Here is a 21,678-nt window from a genome sequence, read left to right as displayed (position 1 = left end):
ACCGATCACTCACTCAGATAGGCATTACTCAGGTCGAGTTCCGCCCTCTTCGACCAGTCCACATCGTGGACCGCGGCGGACATTGCGAGGGTGTTGTCTGCGTTGAGCAGTCCGATCACGACGGCGTTGTCGAGCAGTTCGTGGTTCAGAACCTGGTATGCCGCAGACGCTTCCGGGCTTTTCGGATCCGTGATCCGCCACACCGCTTCGGTGGCAGCCTGGTAATCCGCATCGATGAAATTGGACGTGTTCTTGTAGGCGTTGAACGGGTAGGCACTGGTTGGCAAGGTTGAGGGTGTGTACTGCGCAAATACGTGCGAGGTGATCCAGAGTCCGCCGTACGTGCCACCGATCAGGTTCTTGACCGATGTCGCAGCATCGATCGGTTCGATAACCGTCGTGATACCGACTGCGGCAAGGTCCGCTTGAATGATTTGCGCGATGGATTCCGACTCACTCGATCCCGCGGTGTAGCTGATCGGAATGACCGGGATGGCGCCGACCTCGGCGACGAGGGCCTTTGCCTTGTCGACGTCATGGTTGTACGTGGAGTTGAGGCTCGCATCGAACGCCGGCGAGTATTCCGGCCACGGCAGGTTGTCGGAATTGCCATGCCCTTGATAGACGTCTTCGAGTAGGCGTTCGCGATCCACGGCATTCGCGATTGCCTGGCGGACGCGAACATCACCCAGGCCCGGAGCCTGCACGTTCGCGCCGATGTACCACGTGCGCAACACGCCGGTCTGGTCCACGACCTCGAAATTGGAGTCGGCGGCGAGCATATCGGCGTCACGCGGAGCTGCGTTGAGCAGCAAATCCAGCTGTCCTGACCGAAGTTGCGACACCCGTGTCTGCGCGTCGGGAACAATGACGTACTCGACGCCGTCGAGGTTGGGCGCACCACCCCAGTACTGCTCATTGGCCTCGAAGGTCATTCCGCTTCCGGGTTGCCAGTTTGCGAAGGTGAAAGCTCCGGTTCCGTTGTAGCCCTTCCCCGAATCGAAGTCGGCCATGGTGTTGCGGTCGATGACGGGCACGACGTCGAGCAGATCGAAGAAGTTACCCGCCGGATGCGCGAGAGTAAGCACAATCGTGTGATCATCAGGCCTGGCGTAGTTGGTGATCAGCTGCGCAGTTCGCGCGAGCTGTCCGGAACGCGCTGGGTCCGCATAGGTTTCGAGGCTGAACTGCACATCGTCGGACGTCATCGGGCGTCCGTCGTGGAACGTGACATCGGGCCGCAGCGTAAGCGTGATCGTCAACCCGTCATCAGACACCTGCCACGATTCGGCAAGCGCCGGCTGGGGGTCGAGGCTTCCTGCCGGGTAGGTAATCAGCGTGTCGTAGACAAGCCCGGAGAGCGCAGCATTTACCGGTACGCCTGAAAAGAACGACGCCGGGGTCAGATCCCCACTGTCGCCGATCCGCAGCACACCGCCATCTACGACCTCCGTGCCGGCGGCCGCCTGATCCACTGCCGAGCTACATCCCGTCACGGTGAGTGCACCGAAGAGAGCAACGGCGACTATCCCCCGCAGGGAGGGACGTCTGAGGACGGAGCGGCTGTTCACGGAGAAACCTTTCGAGGGGCCCTGCACGGGCAGGTGCTGCTGTTGATCGGGATGAAAGATCGTGCTGCTCGCGGACAGTGGTTCGTGAGCAGCTTGGAGAAGCGCGAGGTGACGTCAGAGTCAGCGAGCCGGGATGGGAGCTTCCGGAGCAACCTCGATGCGATGAATTCGGCGCGGCTGATCCGCGTAGTCGTAGATCGCGTTGTGCTGGACAAAGTGGTTGTCCCAGATAGCGATTTCGCCAACAGTCCAGCGGCGACGGACGGTGAATTCCGGTCGGATCGACACTGCCTTGAGTACACCCAGGATCGCGGCGCTCTCTTGTGCGTCGAGTTCGTTGATGTAGCTGGTGAACAGGTCGTTGACGAAAAGCGCTTCGCGTCCGGTCTCGGGATGCCGGATCACCAACGGGTGGTCGGCTTCGGGGACATTCTCCCTCGGTGCGATGCGATGTTTTGCGGTCAGGCCGTAGAGGAGTTCACGCAGCGGCTCCGACAAAGCGTCGAGTGCGTCGGACTGGTTGGACCACATGGTGTCACCGCCGAATTCCGGAAGGACCTGCATGTGCAGAACGCTGAACCTGGACGGCGCGTCACGCCAGGACACGTCGCAGTGCCAACGGTTGGCCTGGTACGCGCTTCCGTTCTCTGTGCCGATCACGCTGATCTCGCGGTAACCCTCGTCGCTAAGGTTCAACAAGTGCTCGTGTGGGAGAACAACCTCACCGAAGTGCTGCGCAAACGCGCGGTGGATCGCCGGATCGAGGCCCTGTTCCGGAAAAAAGAGCACGCTGTAGCGGTACAGCGCGTCCTTGACCAATTGAACATCGGCATCCGTCAGTGAGTCCACTCGCAGGCCCCGGACTTCGGCGCCGATCTTGCCGGCGAGGGGCACGATTGTAGTTGTCGTGGGTTCTGCGATTGCGGTCATCAATCTTCCTCGAAACATATACGTGGGTGTGCAAATCGGACTGCGTTCAAAGTAATCAATGTTTCTTATTTTGAGCATCGTTAAAATTTCGATGATTTAAGCATTGACAGACGTCAGCTTGGTCGATATGCTGCCAGCAACTCACGCAGAGAATTCACCAATGCTCTTGCAGTCCGGCTATATTCGACCCGACGAGTCCAGCCACAACACTGTCGCCGGTAGGGTCGACCAGTGTGACCTCAAAACGTGGCCGATACCGCGCGGGAGAACAGACACGCGTACAACTCATCGAAACCGCGGAGCGGCTTTTTGCACTCAGCGGCTATGAGGGCGTCTCCATCTCTGAAATCCGCATCGCGGCAGGCCAGCAGAATGCATCGGTAATCGCCTACTACTTCGGTTCGAAGGAAAATCTGCTGCACGCGATATTCGCGTACCGCCTGCCCGACATCAACGCAGACAGACAAGCAATGATGCTCCGAACAAGCTCACAGGGCGCGAATATGACTACGCGCGAGGCATTATGGGCAATTGTGCAACCCTTGGCCAACAGCATCAGCCCCGACAACCACTACGTCGCACTACTCGATCGGTTGATGGAGACGGAAATCCTCGGCCGCGTCTTCACCACCGCAGATCCGACTGTGACAACAAGCGGATCCGCCGTCAACCAGAGCCTCAACGTCAGCCTTGTCGAACTTGCGGAAGATGTTCGACTGCAGCGCATTCAGATCGTTTACACCAGCTATCTCCGGGTATTGGCGGGTTACGACAGACGCGGCACCCGACCCACCCATGCTGAACTGTCCGCTCTGATCGACGGATGGGAAGCACTACTGCGAGCTCCGGTTTCCCAGGAAACTCTCGACGCCCAGAAGGAAGCCCAGCTGAACCCGACTTCATCGAGTCACTGAAGGCGTTGATGCTTCGGTGCGCAGCGTCAAACGCTGCACCCCGAAGTCTCTTGCAGGCCCACTAACAGTGCCGCCTTCTCGTGACACTCACTCCACGCTTGTCGGCGGCCAGTTGAAATCACTCGGATCGAAACGGATCCATTCCGATCCATATGCCGTGATTCGACCGTCACTGGGCGGTCACTTTCGTCGATCCCGCATTCCATTACCGTGCGCAGCGACGGCCACTCGCCGAGCACATATGAAATCGAATCCAACACTGCCACAATATATTCAAGCGATATTTACCGCATTAACGGGCCTGGTCCCGTAAGCCAGTGGATCGCGGCGTTCGATGCGGGAGACTACTCCAACGCCCTTCATACGAAACTCGGGATAGACCCCGAATCCTGACTTCCTGTTGTCGCACTCCACACCCCGCGGCATGCGCTTGCCGATACTATTCGTGTCGAATTGATCTCATCGTCTGCGTCAGGATGGACACTACACATGGCACACGACATCAAGACTTCATCCCTTCATGTTCGTGAGGTGTCGTGGTCCCATCCTGATGCCGAGGCATTACGCGGCGAAATGGCTGCCGAAGTGGGGCCACGCTACTCCGATCGCGTATCCACCACGGACCGTGCCGCCGCAAATTCGGTTGACCCACAATCAGTTCACCTGACTGTGGTGGCGTACGCCAACGGCAGCGAGGCCGAAGAACCACAAGCAGTAGGTCATGCCACGCTTCGCTGGAACGGCGCCGATCTGGAGTTGAAGCGGATGTACGTCAGGCCCTCGCATCGCGGCTCCGGCGTATCCACGCTCCTGTTGGACGCAGTCGAGGATGCGGCCAAGCAGGCTGGTCGGCCACGGCTGATTCTCCAGACCGGGGACCGTCAACCCGATGCAGTCAGGTTGTACGAAAAGAGCGGATACTCGCGGATCCCGATCTTCTCGCCCTATGAAGTAATGCCGTTTTCGAACTGTTTCGAGAAGGCCTTCGTACAACCCCGCAGCTGAGCTCGGCTTCGCTGACGATCACGTCCGCGATCACGAGCTGGTTGTAGACCTGGCGCCGTTCATCACCGGCCGGCTCCCGCTCGAAGAGACGATCTCGGAACGGCTGCAACGATTGTCGTCAGGTTGTGATCGGGCGGGGCACCTCGGGTCCCACTGCGGTAAGCGCCCCAGGTGTCCTCCCCTTTCCCCACCCGATCTTCTCCCGGTAGCGTCCGATGTGATCGCGCTCGATCACATCGGCACTTCCCACTGGTGCCGATTGCGGATGCACGTACAAGGCATCGGTCGGGCAGTATGCCTCGCACATGAAGCACGTCTGGCAGTCCGATTGGCGCGCGATCACGGGAACACCTGATGGCGTGCGATCGAAAACATCTGTCGGACAGACTTCTACACACTTGTCGCACCCGATGCAGTCCGGTGCTGACACCAGTTCGATCACGACGCCACCAGTGTTGCACCGGCGGGATCGACCGTAGTGGTCCACACCGTGTCAAGTCCTCCGGTCAAGATGTGATGATGCTGCGCGACGTCGAGTTCGGGGAAGTCGTCTCTCTTGCTCATCCCCCGAGTTTCAGTCCGCACCAAGGTCGAGTGATACATCCACCGACCCACAGCGGTGATCGCCGCCGCCTGACGAGCTGCCATCCGTTCAGCGGGCGCGCCACCCAGACCCACACTCGCCGCACTCCAGAGCAATTCGAGTTCGTCGAGCGCCGCCGACACTCGATCTCCGCTCCGCAAGTAGTTCTTGTCGAAGGGAAGCAATTGCTCCTGAGCAGCTTTCACCACGTCGACAGCAGTCAGGCGAGAGTTGGACGAGGGACGTAGCCCTACCGTCCCCGCTCCGCGGAGACCGATCCTTGATCCACGCCCCACCGACCGCGCGTACCTCGCGGCACCCGATCCTGCCCATGAACCGGACGACATCGCCCAGGCCGCGTTGTGGCTGCCACCGCCGGTGAACCCTCCGCATATACGTTCGCGAGTTGCAGCGTCCCCAGCAGCGAACAGTCCGGGGACAGTCGTGGCGCAATCGTCGTCGACGACGTTGATTCCACCAGTACCGCGCACGGTCCCCTCGGCGAGCATCCCGACCTCGAACCTTTCGGTGAAGGGGTCGATTCCGCGGCGATCGAATTGCAGGAAGAAATTGGGCTGCCCCATCCTCATTCGACGCTGCACCTCGACGTCCGCACGGTCGATCTGCGCGAAGACGGGTTCGGACTTCAAGGTTCTCGCGATGACAGATCGCCCCTTCGCCGAGCCGGCCCCTTCGAGTACGCTCCCGTCAGCATGGAAAAAGGTTGCGTAGGCGTAGTACGCCGTCTTCGTGATGGTGGATCCGGCCGCAGCAATTCCGTATGCGTTGGAGAACTCCATTCCGGAGAACTCGGCCCCCACCTCAGCTGCCATCAGTGCGCCGTCACCGGTATCGACGTTGGTACCCAATGCGCCTGAGAGAAAGGCACATCCGCCGCTCGCGACCACGACAGCACCTGCGGACACTCGATAGTCGTGAAGCTCGTGACGCCGATATCCGCTGGCGCCCCGCACGCGACCTTGGTTGTCCACCAACAACTCCAGCGCGGGCGAATGGTCGAGAATTCGCACTCCGGCGCGGCGGATCCAGGCGCGCATTCTGCGCATGTATTCCGGCCCCTGCACACCGGTGCGGATCTGCTCACCGGTACGCGCGTCGACGGGGAACGGGTATCTGCCTTCTACCGCCAGGAGGTCCATGTTGGTATACGTCTGCTCGAGGACGCGGTCCATCCAATGGTGATCGGCGAGAAATCCGCCGAGTGCCTCACGCCCTGCTTTGGCCTTTGCGCGCGCCGCAGGTTCGGGTTCGACGTACCAGACACCTGTGCCCGACGGCGCAGTCGCCCCGCTCGTCCCGCAATACCCTTTGTCGACCAGGACGACGTCCGCACCGGCCTCGGCGGCACGCAACGCTGCCCAGGCGCCGGCGGGACCACCACCTATTACCAGCACATCGGTGGAAACTTCGAGGACGTCCGTCACTGGTCTGCTCCTGTCAAAGGTCTACACGACTGAACCTGATACCGCTATGTTTCTCCAGCGAACGCTGCAGTGCCACAATCAGGATCATCGTGAATGCAACCGGCTCTGCCCTTACATCGACGCAGTGTGGACGAAAACGCGTACGCACGGACGGAGTCACCTTTAGGACGCAAAGGAATTCGCAGGTTCACGCAGATCGAGGTGATGGCGCAACGTGACACCGCCGTATTCGGACCGGAAAATGCCCCGCTCCTGAAGAACCGGAACGACAAGGTCGACGAAGTCCTCCAGTGATCGAGGCAGGACAGCGGGGATAATCGTGAATCCGTCCACAGAGCCGCTCCGCCACCAGGTTTCGATATGATCAGCCACCTGTACAGGATCACCGATTACCACACGATGACCGCCCAAGAATTCGGTCAACAGATGACGAACAGTGTGGCCGGTCAATGCTGCATAATCGGCGAGCGAAGTGAAGAATCCTTGGGGGCCGACACGACCGGACGGCAGGTCCAGCACATGCGCGGGGAGCGGCGAATCCAGGTCGAACTCTTCGTCCGGGAATCCCAACCACGATGCGAGCCGGCGAACGGGTGCACTCTCTGGACGAAGGCGCGCTTGAAGTTCGTCGAACTTCTCTCGCGCCGCGTGTTCGGTCTCTGCAACGATCGGCACCAGTCCGGGCAGAATCCTGATCTGATCCGGATCACGGCCGAGTGCAGCAGCTTTCGACCTGATCTCCGTGGAGAACTCTCCTGAAGCGTCGAGTCCGAACTGGGTGGCATAGATCGCCTCGGCATGGGCTGCGGCGAATTCCCGCCCTCGAGAGGAGGATCCTGCCTGGACCAGAACCGGTCGTCCCTGTGGCGACCTCGTGACGTTGAGCGGGCCGGCAACGGAGTAGAACTCGCCTCGGTGCTCGACAGCGTGTACCAGATCCGGATCTGCAAAGCGCGCGTTCTCTTGATCACCGATCAGAGCGCCGTACTCCCAACTGTCCCACAATCTTTCGAGAAGTTCTACGTATTCCGCTGCACGGCGATATCTCTCGTCGCGTTCCGGAAGGTGGTCGATTCCGAAGTTCTTGGCCGCATTCGGCTCGAACGTCGTCACCACGTTCCATCCGGCACGACCACCGCTCACGTGATCCAGCGAGAGAATTCGACGAGCAAGGTTGTACGGCAGATTCAGGGTGGATGACACAGTGGGAATCAGACCGATCCGGGTGGTGGACACCGCGAGCGCACTGGTCAGTAGCACCGGGTCGAGGGAGGCCGCCGGTCCACGGCCGATGCCCGGGTGCTGGACCGGGATATCCGGGAACAGCAACGCATCGAGTTTGCCGCGCTCGGCGGTCTCGGCGGCGCGGCGGTAGTGGTCGAGAGTGACAAAGGCGCTGGGATCGAGTTCCGGGTCGAGCCAGGCCGCCGAGTGGTAGCCCGCGCTACCGACGTTGACGAAGAAGTGCAGCGAACGACTCATCACGCCACCACCTGTTCGACGTGCGACGACGAAATCGCATGGTGAGGAGCGGCCAACCCGAGATGTCCACGAAGCGTGGTGCTGTCGTAGTCGGTGCGGAAAACACCGCGGCGCTGCAACTCCGGCACGACGTGATCGACGAAATCGTCGAATCCGCTCGGGAGCACGTCCGGCATCAGGTTGAATCCGTCGGCAACGCCTTTGTCCACCCAATCTACGATGGCATCGGCTATCTGTTCCGGAGTGCCGGTGACGATCCGGTGTCCGGCACCTCCGCCCAGTCGCCTCAACAGCTGCCGAACGGTCAAGCTCTCGCGCCGGGCGAGACTGACCGCGATCTTGTAGAACGTCTGCGATCCACCCGCGTCGTCCGGATCGGCCAAGAGCTCCCACGGCAACGAGCCGTCGAGAACCAAGCTCTCGCGAGGAACCCCCAACTGACCCGCAAGGCGGTCGAGCGCGTACTCGGGAGGCACCATTTCGGCCAACAGCTCACGACGCTCATGAGCCTCGGCTTCCGTACTGCCGATCACGGTCGACAGTCCAGGCAGGACGATGACGTCCTCGGGCCCTCGGCCGTATCCGCGCGCCCTCGCCTTCACATCGTGGTGATACTCCCGGGCCTCGTCCTCGGTCTGCGCCGCCGTGAAGATCACCTCGCCGACCCTGGCCGCCAGTGCCCGCCCGTCACGTGAGGCACCCGCCTGCACAACCACCGGCTCACCCTGTGGTGACCGCGGAACGTTGAGCGGGCCTGCCACGTCGAAGTGTTCGCCGTGATGGTCGGTACGGTGAATCCGTGTGGTGTCGGCGAACACCTGGCCAGATTTATCCCCCACCAACGCGTCGGGTTCCCAACTGTTCCAAAGCTTTCGTACCACTTCGACGAACTCTGCCGCACGTTCGTACCGCCGGCCGTGATCGGGTTCGTCGTCGAAACCGAAATTGCGCGCTGATTCCCGGCCCGCCGTGGTGACGACATTCCACCCTGACCGTCCGCCGCTGAGTTGATCGAGCGTCGCAAAGCGTCTTGCCACGTCATACGGATCGTTGTAACTCGAAGACAGTGTGCCGATCAATCCGATCCTGGACGTCGACGCGGCCACCGCAGCGAGCACCACCGACGGTTCGAGACTGTTGAACGGCCGATAGCGCAAATCTTCCCGGATCGCCGGACCGTCGGCGAGAAATACTGCGTCGAACTTAGCGGCCTCGGCCTTGCGCGCGATGTCCACATAGTGTGCGAGGCCGAAACTCGCCAGCGGATCGGTTCCCGGAAGTCGCCAGGAACCACCGAACACACCGGCGTTGAGGATGTTGACGTTGAGATGGACCTGACGGGTCATCAATGTTCGCCTCCTTCGTAACTGAATACATGAAATCCGCGACCTGAAGGACATGGGTACCGATCGCGGCAGACTTCACGACGCGAGACGCAGCGGTACCGCAGCCATCCTCAGCGCGCGGATCGCCGCAGCCACCGCCGGTCGCTCGAGCGAGGCCTGACGATACGTCACACCGATCTCGCGGGCTCCGTTGGCGACAGGGCAGGCAACGAGGTGCTTGGCCGACTCCGGCACAGCCATCTCCGGCAGCACCGTCACACCGAAGCCGTGATCGACCATCTCCGCCATGGCACTGAAGCTTGCCGAACGATGCTCGATTCGTGGGGTGAACCCGGATTGCCTGCAGGAGAACATGATCGACGCAATCGACGGAGCACCGTCCTTGGCCGCAATCCAGTCGGCATCGGCAACTGCTTCGAGACCGTACAGCTGAGCCCGCTCACGGAGCGGTGCCGGCGCCAACAGCACGAGCGGATCGGTGAACAGGAACTCCGAGCTCAATCCGACGGGGAGTTCGCTCGTACGAAACGAATACGTGTAGGTGATCGCAAGGTCGACTTCTTGTTGCCTCACTGCCGGTACGGAATCGACCGGTACCGCGTCCACCAATCGGACTCGCAGACCCTGATGTTCCCGATGAAGACGGGTTGCTGCGGGAATCGCGAGTCGGGTGAGAGCGGTGGTAAACGTCGCGAGGGTGAGGACACCCGTGACCGATTCACCGGTGGCAGCGACAGCGCTTTCAGCCTCCTCGAGCGCAGCGATGATGCGTGCGGTGTGGTCGACCAGAACCCGGCCGGCATGGGTGAGGCGCAGGACTCGTCCCTCCCGACGCGTGAGAACTGTGCCGACCTCCTCTTCGAGGAGACGCATCTGCTGGGAAACTGCAGATGTCGTGATTCCGTGACGTTCGGAGACCGAGGTCATCGTCGTCAGTTCCGCGAGGTCGTGGAGCAGAATCAATCGTCGTATGTCATACATGATGTGTCCTCGCGGCCAGGCAATTGAGCGGAGCGCCCGATAACACATTGTGCTGGAAATCCCGGCGCCTCTACAGAGTTGGGATCACCGGGATTCGAGCAACCTCAGCGCGAAACACTCGGAAACAACAGACCGAAGTTCCAGATTGCTACAGCTGCGGAAGGGAATTCAGAAGTAGCTGATCGGCGGCGGCAACTCACCGTTCACCTCGTAAGCTCCGAGATAGCGCAGTTTGTAACTACCGGGATTGTGCGAGGACAGCGTCCGGGCATTTCGCCAATGTCTGTCGAGATTCTTCGACTGGCTGGTGGTGGATGCACCGCCAGTTTCGAACAACAACCATCCGGCCTTGCCGGCGAGTTCGTCGGCGATCACCTTCGCCTTCGAGACATCAAGAGCAGCAGCCAGTCTCAGTTCGGCGCGCTCGTCCGGATCGGTTGCCCGCACCGCCGCGTCCAGCACCTGGGCTGCGGCGCGCACTGCCGATGTCACGGCAAACGAGTACGCCGATATCTGCCCGATCGTATGGTGCACCACCGCCTCCCCCGATGGATGGTCGGCTTGACCGTGAAAATAGTTGCGACTACGGGCGTTGACTGCCTCCACGGAATCCGCGACGATGTTGCGAACAATTCCGGCGATGACCGTCGTGAGATACAACTGCGCAAACGATGCCTCGTATTTGTCGACGGACGGACCGTCTTCAGGAAGGACCTCGTCGTCGCGCACGATCACGTCGACGTATCTGGTCGAGCCACTTCCGGTGAGTCGCTGGCCGATTCCGTCCCAGTCATCTGTCCGATCGATACCCACCCGCGTGGCGGGAATCGCCACGGTCACCGGTTTTCCGGTCTCCCAATTCCCCTTCACAACCAGATAGTCCGCGTACAGGTTGCCAGTGGAGTAGAACTTTTCACCACGCAGAAGAAGTTGGCCGTCCCGCTTACGCACGGTGGTTGTGAAGTCCGCCTGGGCGTCGCCTGACGTGGGCGTGGTCCGTTCACCGTACGATCCGAACACCAACTTACCGCGCGCTGTCTCTTCGAGGAGTCGTCCTCGGATTCCGACGACCGACAGGGAGAGTGCATTCTCGACGAAGCCGAAGTGGTTGCGCAGCGCATGCGCGATGGACGGGTCCGCGGAGGCCAGATCAGCTACCACATCGAACAATTCGACGAGACTGATGCCGTGGCCGCCCGCCTCGACAGGTAGACGCAACGCGCCTATTCCTGCCTGTTTAAGTTCGTCCACCAAGCCGTAGGGGATGTCGTGGTCACGATCTCGGTCGGATGCCCCGACACGTATCTTCGAGAAGAGTTCGGCCAACCCGAGTCTCCGTGTCACCGGACCTGGATCGATCGGACCGGGTGGAAGCGGATTCGTGGGCGTTTCGAGCGTGGACGTCATGACGCAACTCCGATCGTACGGCTGTGGGTCCTGTGATCGTCGACCAGTTCCTGCCGGTGAACATGCGGTACGGCGGCGACAAGTGCACGGGTGTAGTCGCTGCTCGGATTCCCCAGTACCTGCTCGACGGCTCCCGACTCCACGGTGCGACCGGCCCGCATAACCGTGACATCGTCGGCCACCAGACGCACGACTCCCAGATCGTGTGTGACGAACAGGTAGGTCAGCCCACGTTCGGCTTGAAGATCGACGAGCAGTCGTAGGATCTGGGCCTGCACCGACACGTCGAGCGCGGAGACCGCCTCGTCGAGGACGAGCACTTCCGGATCGGCGGCGAGTGCGCGAGCGATGGCAACTCGCTGACGCTGACCACCCGACAGTTCCGCTGGTTTGCGAAGCAGATACTCAGGGCCGAGTGCAACAGCTGCCAGCAGGTCGGTCACCCGCGCGCGGATCTCCTTGCGGTCCTTGGCGATCCCGAAGGTTCGCAACGGCTCTGCGATGGTGCGCTCGATCGTGAATCTGGGGTCGAGCGAGGACATCGGATTCTGATACACCAGCTGGATCCGTCGACGAACAGGGTGCAGTGCCCGATTCGACAATCCCGAGATCGGGTCATCGTGCAAGTACACCTTTCCGAGATCCGGAGTCGTCAACCCCACCACGGCGCGGGCCAGCGTCGACTTCCCGGCGCCGGATTCCCCCACCACCGCGTGCGTCGTTCCGCGGCGTAGCCGTATCGAGACGTCGTCGAGCGCGGTGAAGACATCACGCGCGCCGGTCGCGTCGACCACTGAGAAGTGCTTGGTGATCCCGTCTGCTCGGAGTACCACCTCCCCGCTGTCGCCATTCACCGTGTCGCCGTTCGCCGGTTCGACGCCGACGTCTGGCGCCAATCGGCCGAGCTGGAACGACGGTGCGGCCTCGAGCAGTTGCCGCGTGTACGGGCTCGCCGGATCGTCGACCACCGATTCGGTAATGCCCTGCTCGACGATTGTTCCGCCCTGCATGACGATCAGACGGTCGGCTCGCTCCGCGGCGACCCCCAGATCGTGAGTGATGAGCAGAATGCCCAAGCCGAGTGTGGAGCGCAGGTGCTCGAGGTGATCGAGGATCACCTTCTGCACTGTCACGTCCAACGCCGATGTGGGCTCGTCCGCAATCAGCAACTCCGGATCGTTCGCGAGTGCGATGGCGATCAGAACACGTTGCTTCATACCTCCCGACAGCTCGTGCGGAAACTGCGAGTACAACCGCTCCACGTCCGAAAGTCCGGCCAGACGAAGCTTTTCCAACGCCACGGCCTTGGCTGCTGACTTGCCTATACGTCGGTGCAGACCGACAGCATCGAGTACCTGAGTGCCGACGCGTTTGACAGGATTGAGCGAGTTACCCGGATCTTGCGGAACGAATCCGACGAACGGACCCCGAACCTTGGCCAGTCGCTTGTCGTTCCAGCCGGTGGTGTCCTCTCCGCGGAAGCGAATGGTGCCGCTGTCGACCCGCGCCGACGACGGAAGTAACTGCAGCGCAGAATGAATGGTGGTGCTCTTTCCCGAACCGGACTCACCCACCACCGCCACGAACTCGCCGGCCTCGACGATCAGGCTCACATCACGCACGGCCGCGACGGCCCGGCCTCTACCTCGGACATAGCTGACACTCAACCTGTCGATCGCCAACAGCGGCGTCGACGTCGGGGCCGGCTCGGTACCGACAGGTGATTCGAGAAGCTCGGTCATCGCGACTCTCCTAACGACTTGCTGATTCGATTGGTGGACAGGACTACTACCGCGATCACGATTCCCGGAAAGATCGCGATCCACGGATACACGGCCAGATAGTCGCGGCCTTCGGATACCGCCAGCCCCCATTCGGGCTGCGGCGGCGGCGCGCCGTAGCCGAGGAAGCCGAGCGCTGCGACAGCAAGAATCGCCGCACCGAATTCGAGCGCAGCCAGAGAAAGGACCGCGGCGAGTGAATTGGGAAGAACATGCTGCAGAACAACCCGTCCGAACTTCGCCCCGGATCCGTAAGAGGCTTCGACGAATTCGGTGTGCGCTACTTTGAGAACCTCGGAGCGCATGACACGAGCGAAGGCTGCGATGGCGGTGATTCCGACGGCGACCGCCACGTTCAGTGTTCCGTAGCCAAGCGCAGTCACGACGGTCATCGCCAGGAGCAGGCCGGGAATGGCAAGCAGCACATCGACAAAACGCATCACGACACCGTCCGTACGCCCACCGATGAAGCCACTGAGAAGACCTGTCGCGGAGCCGATGACAAAACCGACAGCCACTGCGACCAACGTCGCCGTCAACGTCGTCGACGTTCCGTAGATGGTGCGTGCCAACAAGTCACGTCCGAGCCGGTCGGCACCGAACGGGTGCTCGAAACTCGGCGGCGCAAAGCTCGCGTCGACGTCACCGTCATAGGGGCTCTTGCTCGTGAAGAGACCGGGCACGAGCGCCCACAAGATCACCACGACGATGACAATCCAGGACAAGGCCAGGCCGGGCGCAGACACGATCTCGCGTGCTCGGCGGCGCAGCCCGGCCGAGTACCCCGGCGACGGCTCCTCCGCGACGGCCGTGCGGGGGATGTCGACTACTGCGGTCATGAGAGCACCAACTCCTGTTCGACGGGCTTCTTCTGCGCGGAGTCGACATCCTTGGCTGACACACCCGACTTCGAATTGAGCACGGCAGTGCGCAATCTCGGATCGAGCAACGGATAGACGATGTCGACCAGGAAGTTCACCGTCACGAATACCAACGCTGCGAACACGACTGCCGCCTGGACCAAGGGCACGTCCTGGGTCCGCACCGCGGTCTCCGTCAACCTGCCCAGACCGGATCGTGAATAGATCGTCTCCACGATCACCGCTCCCGCCAGTAGGTTGCCGAGGGTGATGCCGGCAATTGTCAGAGCCGGAAGCGCGGCGTTCTTCACCACGTCGTTGACCAGAACCCAGAGCCGCGTTCCGCCCTTTGCCGTCGACACCGCGACGTACGGTGATCCCAATCCGATGGTGAAGTTCTTCACCAGCAGCTGGGCGATGGGAGCACTGACGGGGATCGCCAAGGTCACCGCCGGCAGAATCAGCGAAGCGACGCCGTCATTGCCGATCGACGGAAACCAGCCGAGCTGAAACGAGAACACCTGCAAGATGACCAATCCCACCAGGAAGACCGGGACGGATACTCCAAGTGCCGGGATGCTTGCGAGGGTGTTGGCCAACCATCGATTGCGCGTGTAGGCCGCACCGAGTGCCAGTGCAAAAGCAAAGACCACCGCTATGGTCAGTGCAACTGCGGCCAGGATCACCGTCTGCGGCAGGACTTGGGCGATCATCGACAAGACAGGTTCACCCGTCCGCGTCGACTGTCCGAAGTCACCCTGCACGGCGCGCAGCAGACGAGTGAAGTACTGCTCGAATACCGACCCGCTCATTCCCAGCTGATCGCGGACCACATCCTTCTGCGCATCACTGACCAGGTCACCGTCACTTGGACTGAACATGACATCGACAGCGTCGTAAGGCAGTACGTAGAGAAGCACGAACGTGAAAGTGTAAGCAGCCCAGATGACGAAAAGCGATTGGCCCAGTTTGGCCAGCACGTAACGGGTCATGGCTCAGCTCTTCTCGATCCACGTGTCGTAGAAGACATTCCGCGACTGCGCTTCGTAGCTGATCCCGTGTACCTTCGGATCTGCCGCCGTGACCTGAGCCGGGTTGTACACCGGCGAGGTCAAGGCTGCGGTGTCGAGGATGAACTCCTGCGCATCTGCCGCCGCCTGCGCGCGCGCCGTCGGATCGAGCGTGGCGCTCACTCCGAGTAGAACGTCGACTGCCTGCTGATACAGCGGATTGTCCTTTGCAAGCTTGCCGGCGTTGGAGAACAGCGGAGAGTACGTCTGTTCGAGGACTGCGACATCGGCGCGACTCGTGTTGGCGACCTGAATGTTGTAGACGCCGGACTTCTTCGATTCCGCGCTGAAGTCGGGGATCGGGAGAACCGCCAGATCGAGCTCGATACCGATCTTGGCCAGGTCCTGCTGAATCAGCTCGTACGCGGGCTTGTTGACCACCAGATTGTCGATGCCGAGAAGCTCGAGAGTGAGCCGCTTTCCGTCACGCTCACGGATACCGTCGGCACCCGACTTCCAGCCAGCCGCATCGAGGATCTTCGCCGCCTCGTCCTGGTTCTCGGTCAGATCGGCACTGAAGTCCTTCCATCCGGGAACCCGCGAGGAGATCGCCGAGGTCGACACCGCGTAGCTGTCCGTGAGCACGGTCTTCTTCAGGGCGTCACGACTCCAGCCCAGATTGACTGCCTTGCGCACAGCGATGTCGTCGGTCGGAAATACGTCGGTCTTGAAGTCGAAGGCGATGTCGCGTCCGGGAATCAGTTGGGACACAATCTGATACCCCTGAGCCTTCAGCGGTGCCTCGTCCGTCGAATTGACATCGAGAATCGCATCGACCTCACCCGACTTCAGCGCACCCGTCCGAACGCTTGCCTCGGGAATCACCGCAATCTCCACCGTGTCGAGGTAGGCCTCGCCGCTGTGCGCTCGACTTGCCGGCGCCCAGTCGTACCCTGCCCTCTTGGTGAGCACCGTCTTCTCCTGGTAGATCTGCTCGGTCACGGTGTACGGACCGGTGGTGACGATGTTCTGCGGGAGCGCGCGGTCCGCTTTGCTCAGCTGGAGTGTCGAGTGTCCGACAATTCCTGAGAAATAGTGTGAAAGAGCATGCAGGAAACCGGCATTCGGTCGGTTGAAGGTAGCCTTCACCGTCAGTGGATCGATCACTTCACTGCTGACGAACCCGACCCAGTACGCGGTCACCGCGGGAACGCCGAGTGCCTCGTTGCCGAGCCCGAGAATATCGAAGTTCTCCTTCACCACCGCAGCGTCCAGTTTGCTGCCGTCGTTGAAGGTGACATCGTCACGCAGGTGGAACGTGAACGCGGTCAGATCGTCGTTGTACTCCCACGACGTCGCGAGCCACGGTTCGATCTCTCCTGTCTCGGGGTTCTGGTAGGTCAGTTTGTCGCTGGTGTTGCTGGTGATCAACGACTCCGGATAGCTACTCCCGGAATGTGGATCGAGGTTGGCCGGGGCATCGAGAACCGCGAATCGCAGTGTTCCACCGGAGACCGGATCACCTCCCTGCGCCGAAGCGACCTTCGCCTGCGCAGAGCATCCGGTGGCCGCGATACCGACTGCAAGAAGAAGTGCGCCGACAGCGCGCCAATGGCGGATAGATTTCACGAAAGTGCTCCTATTGTGCGGTTTTTCAAATACACCGATGCGCGAAACGACAGACGACACCCAAGGGGACTGACTGCCGTGGACATCATGCGAGTGGACGAAGTGCGCCCGGAGTCGGGGCGCAACGAGGTGAATCTCGATCAGGAGTGGGTCAACAACTGAGACAACACAGCAGCGGACGTGCGTGGACCACGCCGTCGCTGCTGCTGTGACGACCGAGATCGCCGTCGTTGTTGTTGGACACGTCTAACTCCTGATAACCGAGCCGATCATGTGCGATGCCGAACGCATGCACTGCTGTCACGTCCACTATCGAAGTAATTCCGCGTCACAACAACCCATCGGGGCTACGCAATCATTTAAGAAGAACTTCACCGACGACGGCCGGGGCCGGGATAGCGGGTCAGAGACTGTTCATGGTCTTCCATGCCTGATGGAGGGCAGCGTACCGCCCACCTGCTGCAGTCAATTCGGCGTGCGATCCTCGTTCCACCAATAGACCGTCGTGGAAGAGCAGAATGCTGTCTGCGGTCTCCGCGGTGATCATGCGGTGAGCAATCGTGACTGTCGTGCGTCCCTTGGTCAGCTGGGCCAGTGCGCGCTGCACGGTGACATCGATGGCGGGATCCACTCCGCTGGTTGCTTCGTCGAGTACCAGCAGATCGGGATCCACCACAGCGGTCCGCGCCAGGGCCACGAGTTGTCTCTCGCCTGCGGACAACGCATCGCCTCGCGTTCCCACGAGCGTATCGAGCCCGGAACCGAGACCCTGCACCCATTCGGAGAGGCCCAGATCGCACAACACGTCCATGACGTCGGTACGGGTGGCGCCGGGACTCCCCATTGCGATGTTCTCGAACACCGAGCGGTCGAACAGGAACCCTTCCTGCGGGACGATGGCGACACGACGGGCGAACGAACTGTCGGTGATCCTGCGGATGTCGACTCCGCCGAGCTCGATCGATCCGCTGGTCGACAGGAGTTGACGGGTCAATAGTTTCGCGAAAGTCGTTTTTCCCGAGCCGGTTTCGCCGACCACAGCCACGTGCTCATGTGGCTCGATGTCGAGGTCCAGGCTGCGGATCGCGTGCCTGCTCGGGTTGTACGAGAAATCGACCGCGCGCATCCGGACGCCGACGCCGCCGACGGGGAGCGGCGTACCCGCACCAGCTCCCACGGTGACCGAAGGCTCGGAAAGCAAGTGGAACACTCTGCGCAATCCTGCTACCGCACTCTGCGACTCCCCCAGAATCGACACGGAGAACTGCAGCGGGCGCACGAAGAACGTGATGAGGAACAGGAATGCGACCAACTGACCCGCAGTCAGATCCATCCACTCGATGTGACCGGTACCCACGGCGGCGCCGAAGAGCACGACCGCAGCTGTGATGGTTCCGCTGGCGGCTTCACCCAGAGACATGTTGACGCCCAACGGCAATTGGGTGTGCAACAGCGATTTCCTCGTCGTGTCGATCAGTCCGTCCACTCGCGCCTGGATACGTGCGTCGGCTCCGTGCGAACGAGTCACCTCGGCGCCGTTCACCATGTCGGACACACCGTCGTACAGATTCGCGACGGCTACTCGGACTTCGCCGAATCGGCGGGCGATCACTCGTTGGATCAATCGCATGGTCACCACCGCGATCACGGAGACACCGATCACCAACAGTGCCAACTGCCAGCTGTACACCAGCATGATCGACGATGCGACCAACATCTGTGCGCAGTTCGCAACCAGTGTGACACCACCGGTCTGGACGAACTGCGACACCGTGTCGACGTCGCTGGTGACGCGGGCGACCAGCGATCCGCGGGCTGTGTCGTCGAATCTCGCGGGCGGCAACCTGAAGATGTGAGTGAATGCAGCTGTGCGCAGTGCCGCCAACGCGTTTTCGCTGGTGCGGATCAACCGGCGGTTGAGCAACCACGACGCCGTTCCCGCTGCCGCGACGCCGAGTGCACCCACCCCCACCGCGCCGAGGAGCACAGTCGAATTGTCATTGTCGGCATTGCCGTGCAGCAGTGCGTGATCGAGGGCGTACTGCACCGTCAGCGGAACCACGATTCGTCCGCTGGCAGCGACAAACGCCAGTAGAACGGTCAACCACATTCCGCGGAGGAGACCGGGGTACAGCACTCGAGTCGCTCGGACTTTCGACGCCAGGGACTCACTCATGACCGGCCGCCGGCCGCGTCCAACTCGTCGATGTCCATTCCGTCGGCGTAGGCGTCGACTATTTGCCGGTAGCCGTCGTACTGCGCGAGAAGGTCTGTGTGAGTGCCGGAAGCGGTGATCACACCGCCGTTCATCCACAAGACGCGATCGGCCAGAGTAACCGTGCTCTTGCGCGCCGCTGTCATCACGACGGTACATCGACGGTCGCCGCCGCGTTCGCTCACGAATTCGCGACGAATGTTGTCGAGCACGTCGCGCTCGACTGTGGGATCGAGTGCGCTGGTCGCGTCGTCGAGGATCAGCAAGGACGGCGAGCCGGCCAGACCGCGGGCCAGCGCGATCCGTTGACGTTGGCCACCGCTGAGTGAGGCACCTCGTTTCCCGACCGCGGCGTCCAGCCCACCGGGAATGCCTCGGACGAACTCTGCGGCCTCGGCCACGTCGAGAGCCCGCCAAACCTGGAGATCGTCGATATCGCGACCCAACGTGACATTCCCTCGAATCGTGTCGTCGAACAAGAAGGACGTCTGGCTCACCACTGCTACCCGGGTTTCGATTTCTCCGTCCGCGAGGCTTCTCACGTCGATACCGTCGTAGCGCACAATGCCCGTATCAGGATCGGCAAGCCTGGCCAGGATGCGGACGAGCGTCGTTTTCCCGGATCCGGTGGCACCGACGACGGCAACGACATCACCGGCGTCGAAACGCAACTCCACCGGGCCGATGGCTTCACCAAGTGCCCCGTCGTACGTGAAACGCACCGCCTCTACGTGCACCCCCAAAGCCTTCTCACCGGCCAGCGTTTCGGTTCCGAACTGCGTGTAGTCGACGGAATCGAGTACCGAAGCAGTGCGTTTGTTCCCCACCACGGCCAGCGGCAGAATGCTGAGGAACCGGCCGATCATGCCCAGCGGCAAGGCCATCGTCAGGAACAGATAGATGGTCTCGACCAGCGTGCCAACAGTCAGCTCGCCCGCGGACACTCGGCCAGAACCGATGAGCAGCACCACCAATACCGTTGCCGTCGGGGCAAGTTCGACGAAGGGATCGAAGGCCGCACTGACAAAGGACATCCGAGTATTCGCAACGCGGGTGTTCTCGGCGGCGCGCACGAATCGTGCCGACTCACTGTCCACGATCCCCAGCGTGCGGATAACCTGCTCGCCCTCGATGGCCTCGTGCGCGACGCTACTGACCGCGGCTCTGGCTCGTTGCGCGTCACGAGCACGCGGTGACATCACCCGCTGGTACACGAAATTAGCCAGAAGCACGACGAACACCAGCATCAGCGCGACCACCGCGAGGTACCGGTCCGAGCGCGCGATGTTCGCCAGCGCCACCAGGAGCATGAACACACTGCCCATCGCAAAAGCGAAGAATTGCATGGGCGCCCACTGAACTTCGACGTCGGAGACCACGTTGGAAAGCAACTGCCCGGTGGAGTGCCGCCGATGCCAGGGAACGCCGAGCTTGGCATACTGCCGTATCAACGCACGCCTGGTCGACGCTTGGTTGCCATACTGCACGTATGCGGCCGCGACCGCTCGAGTGACGATGGTGATCACTCGAAGAAGTGACACTCCGGCGATGGCGCCCAAAGCGATCCACCACGACCGCGCCGAAACCTCGGCATCCGTGAAGGCCGGGATGATCAGATGATCGGTGGCCCAGCCGATGGCGACAGCACTGAAAACCATCGTGGAACCGTTGATCAGTCCGGCGATGATCGACAGTGGAGTCGCTATCCGATACCCCAGGCTCCCCTTGGCCATGACCCGCACGCCGGCACGCAGCACGGTACCGGTTTCCATCGAATCGAGATCGTCGCCAGGCAACGAAATGGCCGAACCTCCACGCATCGACATCGAGAAACGAATTACGACTGCGGCGAAACAGGTTCGGCAACGGTCAGACCCGCCGCCTTCCACGCCGGGAAACCGCCGTCGACGTGGACCACGTTCACGAACCCGCGCTGAAGAAGCCCCTCGGCAACCGGCGCGGAACCGGCAATCGAGCCACACACCACGACGATCGGTTGATCGAGCGAGTTCACCTCCGAGTGCTTGGCGGGCGAGTCGAGTCCGAACTCGGCATCGAGGTCATTGCGGTCGACGACCACGGCTCCTGGAATTGCGCCATTCTCGTTGCGGCCCTTCGCGCTGCGCACATCGATGAGCAACGCCCCTCCGGCCACTGCTGCTGCGGCGATTACCGGAGTGACCAACGCTGGTTCGTTCTGCGGCGACATAGTGGTCCTTCATGGTTCTCGGGTACGGAAAATAGATGCACAGTTAGATGCACGTGCACGCAATTGAGTCTGCACAGCGGTTGCCCGAAGAACAAGCAAGCTGATCTACGAGGATTGTTTAGATTTGCTTTAACTCGTTGCGGCTCAAAGATACTCGACACTTCAGTCCGATCAACTCTTCGTGATCACAACTCTGGCGAATGCTGTTTTCTACAAACATAATTGATTGCCAGCGCGGGTGTGGCCGAGAGGCGAGGCAGCGGTCTGCAAAACCGTCCACGTGGGTTCGAATCCTGCCATCCGCTCCATC

At 61.3% G+C, this 21,678-nt stretch carries 17 protein-coding genes and 1 tRNA gene; 3 read left to right on the top strand and 15 right to left on the bottom strand.

Annotated features, from left to right (window positions below; genetic code table 11):
* Positions 1-5: 5 nt before the first annotated feature.
* Together RG2_RS12065 and RG2_RS12060 are read right to left on the bottom strand one after the other, a co-directional pair.
* On the bottom strand, positions 6-1,571 hold the full coding sequence (locus RG2_RS12065; protein ID WP_033234726.1) for an ABC transporter substrate-binding protein: 1,566 nt from the start codon (positions 1,569-1,571) through the stop codon (positions 6-8).
* 120 nt (positions 1,572-1,691) lie between these two features.
* Entirely contained in the window at positions 1,692-2,501 is an 810-nt protein-coding gene (locus tag RG2_RS12060; RefSeq protein WP_033234727.1) for a TauD/TfdA dioxygenase family protein, read from the bottom strand.
* A 233-nt stretch (positions 2,502-2,734) separates the two neighbouring features.
* Here RG2_RS12060 and RG2_RS12055 point away from each other — a divergent pair, with 233 nt between their 5' ends.
* Together RG2_RS12055 and RG2_RS12050 are read left to right on the top strand one after the other, a co-directional pair.
* A complete protein-coding gene (locus tag RG2_RS12055) occupies positions 2,735-3,415 on the top strand; it encodes a TetR/AcrR family transcriptional regulator (RefSeq protein WP_033234728.1) in 681 nt (226 codons plus the stop codon).
* A gap of 489 nt (positions 3,416-3,904) precedes the next feature.
* A complete protein-coding gene (locus RG2_RS12050) occupies positions 3,905-4,420 on the top strand; it encodes a GNAT family N-acetyltransferase (protein ID WP_033234729.1) in 516 nt (171 codons plus the stop codon).
* A 118-nt stretch (positions 4,421-4,538) separates the two neighbouring features.
* Here RG2_RS12050 and RG2_RS12045 read toward each other — a convergent pair whose 3' ends face one another.
* The 13 genes from RG2_RS12045 to RG2_RS11985 form a co-directional block, all read right to left on the bottom strand.
* Positions 4,539-4,862 (bottom strand): 4Fe-4S dicluster domain-containing protein, encoded by a 324-nt coding sequence (locus RG2_RS12045; protein WP_033234730.1) that lies wholly within the window; start codon positions 4,860-4,862, stop codon positions 4,539-4,541.
* Positions 4,859-6,448 carry an FAD-dependent oxidoreductase gene (locus tag RG2_RS12040; RefSeq protein ID WP_033234731.1) on the bottom strand — a complete coding sequence of 530 codons (1,590 nt, stop codon included), beginning with the start codon at positions 6,446-6,448 and terminating at the stop codon, positions 4,859-4,861. The genes RG2_RS12045 and RG2_RS12040 overlap by 4 nt, the downstream gene beginning before the upstream one ends.
* Before the next feature lie 162 nt (positions 6,449-6,610).
* A complete protein-coding gene (locus RG2_RS12035) occupies positions 6,611-7,930 on the bottom strand; it encodes an NtaA/DmoA family FMN-dependent monooxygenase (protein ID WP_033234732.1) in 1,320 nt (439 codons plus the stop codon).
* Positions 7,930-9,276, bottom strand: a complete 1,347-nt coding sequence (locus tag RG2_RS12030) for an LLM class flavin-dependent oxidoreductase (RefSeq protein WP_033234733.1) — start codon at positions 9,274-9,276, stop codon at positions 7,930-7,932. The genes RG2_RS12035 and RG2_RS12030 overlap by 1 nt, the downstream gene beginning before the upstream one ends.
* Positions 9,277-9,351: 75 nt before the next feature.
* Positions 9,352-10,257, bottom strand: coding sequence for a LysR family transcriptional regulator (locus tag RG2_RS12025; RefSeq protein WP_033234734.1), 906 nt, complete (start codon positions 10,255-10,257; stop codon positions 9,352-9,354).
* Between the two features lie 168 nt (positions 10,258-10,425).
* Complete coding sequence (locus RG2_RS12020) at positions 10,426-11,664, bottom strand: acyl-CoA dehydrogenase family protein (RefSeq protein WP_051730536.1); 1,239 nt, start codon at positions 11,662-11,664, stop codon at positions 10,426-10,428.
* Complete coding sequence (locus RG2_RS12015) at positions 11,661-13,406, bottom strand: dipeptide ABC transporter ATP-binding protein (RefSeq protein ID WP_051730537.1); 1,746 nt, start codon at positions 13,404-13,406, stop codon at positions 11,661-11,663. The genes RG2_RS12020 and RG2_RS12015 overlap by 4 nt, the downstream gene beginning before the upstream one ends.
* Positions 13,403-14,284, bottom strand: a complete 882-nt coding sequence (locus tag RG2_RS12010) for an ABC transporter permease (protein WP_033234735.1) — start codon at positions 14,282-14,284, stop codon at positions 13,403-13,405. Before RG2_RS12010 ends, RG2_RS12015 begins: the two co-directional genes overlap by 4 nt.
* Positions 14,281-15,297, bottom strand: coding sequence for an ABC transporter permease (locus RG2_RS12005; RefSeq protein WP_051730538.1), 1,017 nt, complete (start codon positions 15,295-15,297; stop codon positions 14,281-14,283). Before RG2_RS12005 ends, RG2_RS12010 begins: the two co-directional genes overlap by 4 nt.
* A 3-nt stretch (positions 15,298-15,300) precedes the next feature.
* Positions 15,301-16,944: an ABC transporter substrate-binding protein gene (locus tag RG2_RS12000; protein WP_033234736.1), complete on the bottom strand. Its 1,644-nt coding sequence runs from the start codon at positions 16,942-16,944 to the stop codon at positions 15,301-15,303.
* Between the two features lie 403 nt (positions 16,945-17,347).
* Positions 17,348-19,120 carry an ABC transporter ATP-binding protein gene (locus tag RG2_RS11995; RefSeq protein WP_072782498.1) on the bottom strand — a complete coding sequence of 591 codons (1,773 nt, stop codon included), beginning with the start codon at positions 19,118-19,120 and terminating at the stop codon, positions 17,348-17,350.
* Complete coding sequence (locus RG2_RS11990) at positions 19,117-20,985, bottom strand: ABC transporter ATP-binding protein (protein ID WP_051730540.1); 1,869 nt, start codon at positions 20,983-20,985, stop codon at positions 19,117-19,119. The genes RG2_RS11995 and RG2_RS11990 overlap by 4 nt, the downstream gene beginning before the upstream one ends.
* Before the next feature lie 11 nt (positions 20,986-20,996).
* Positions 20,997-21,368, bottom strand: coding sequence for a rhodanese-like domain-containing protein (locus tag RG2_RS11985; RefSeq protein ID WP_033234737.1), 372 nt, complete (start codon positions 21,366-21,368; stop codon positions 20,997-20,999).
* Between the two features lie 234 nt (positions 21,369-21,602).
* On the opposite strand from RG2_RS11985, the gene RG2_RS11980 reads away from it, so the two are divergent.
* Positions 21,603-21,676 (top strand) — tRNA-Cys (locus tag RG2_RS11980).
* Positions 21,677-21,678 lie beyond the last annotated feature (2 nt).

The sequence above is a fragment of the Rhodococcus globerulus NBRC 14531 genome, assembly GCF_001894805.1.
GTDB lineage: Bacteria > Actinomycetota > Actinomycetes > Mycobacteriales > Mycobacteriaceae > Rhodococcus_F > Rhodococcus_F globerula.
This window is presented reverse-complemented; position numbering and strand designations above follow the sequence as displayed.

Bases quoted from the DNA above. Each gene is read 5' to 3' on its own strand.
- RG2_RS12020 (WP_051730536.1), bottom strand. From the start codon at position 11,664: ATGACGTCCACGCTCGAAACGCCCACGAATCCGCTTCCACCCGGTCCG.
- RG2_RS11990 (WP_051730540.1), bottom strand. From the start codon at position 20,985: ATGTCGATGCGTGGAGGTTCGGCCATTTCGTTGCCTGGCGACGATCTC.
- RG2_RS12025 (WP_033234734.1), bottom strand. From the start codon at position 10,257: ATGTATGACATACGACGATTGATTCTGCTCCACGACCTCGCGGAACTG.
- RG2_RS12035 (WP_033234732.1), bottom strand. From the start codon at position 7,930: ATGAGTCGTTCGCTGCACTTCTTCGTCAACGTCGGTAGCGCGGGCTAC.
- RG2_RS12005 (WP_051730538.1), bottom strand. From the start codon at position 15,297: ATGACCCGTTACGTGCTGGCCAAACTGGGCCAATCGCTTTTCGTCATC.
- RG2_RS11985 (WP_033234737.1), bottom strand. From the start codon at position 21,368: ATGTCGCCGCAGAACGAACCAGCGTTGGTCACTCCGGTAATCGCCGCA.
- RG2_RS12060 (WP_033234727.1), bottom strand. From the start codon at position 2,501: ATGACCGCAATCGCAGAACCCACGACAACTACAATCGTGCCCCTCGCC.
- RG2_RS12015 (WP_051730537.1), bottom strand. From the start codon at position 13,406: ATGACCGAGCTTCTCGAATCACCTGTCGGTACCGAGCCGGCCCCGACG.
- RG2_RS12030 (WP_033234733.1), bottom strand. From the start codon at position 9,276: ATGACCCGTCAGGTCCATCTCAACGTCAACATCCTCAACGCCGGTGTG.
- RG2_RS11995 (WP_072782498.1), bottom strand. From the start codon at position 19,120: ATGAGTGAGTCCCTGGCGTCGAAAGTCCGAGCGACTCGAGTGCTGTAC.
- RG2_RS12010 (WP_033234735.1), bottom strand. From the start codon at position 14,284: ATGACCGCAGTAGTCGACATCCCCCGCACGGCCGTCGCGGAGGAGCCG.
- RG2_RS12050 (WP_033234729.1), top strand. From the start codon at position 3,905: ATGGCACACGACATCAAGACTTCATCCCTTCATGTTCGTGAGGTGTCG.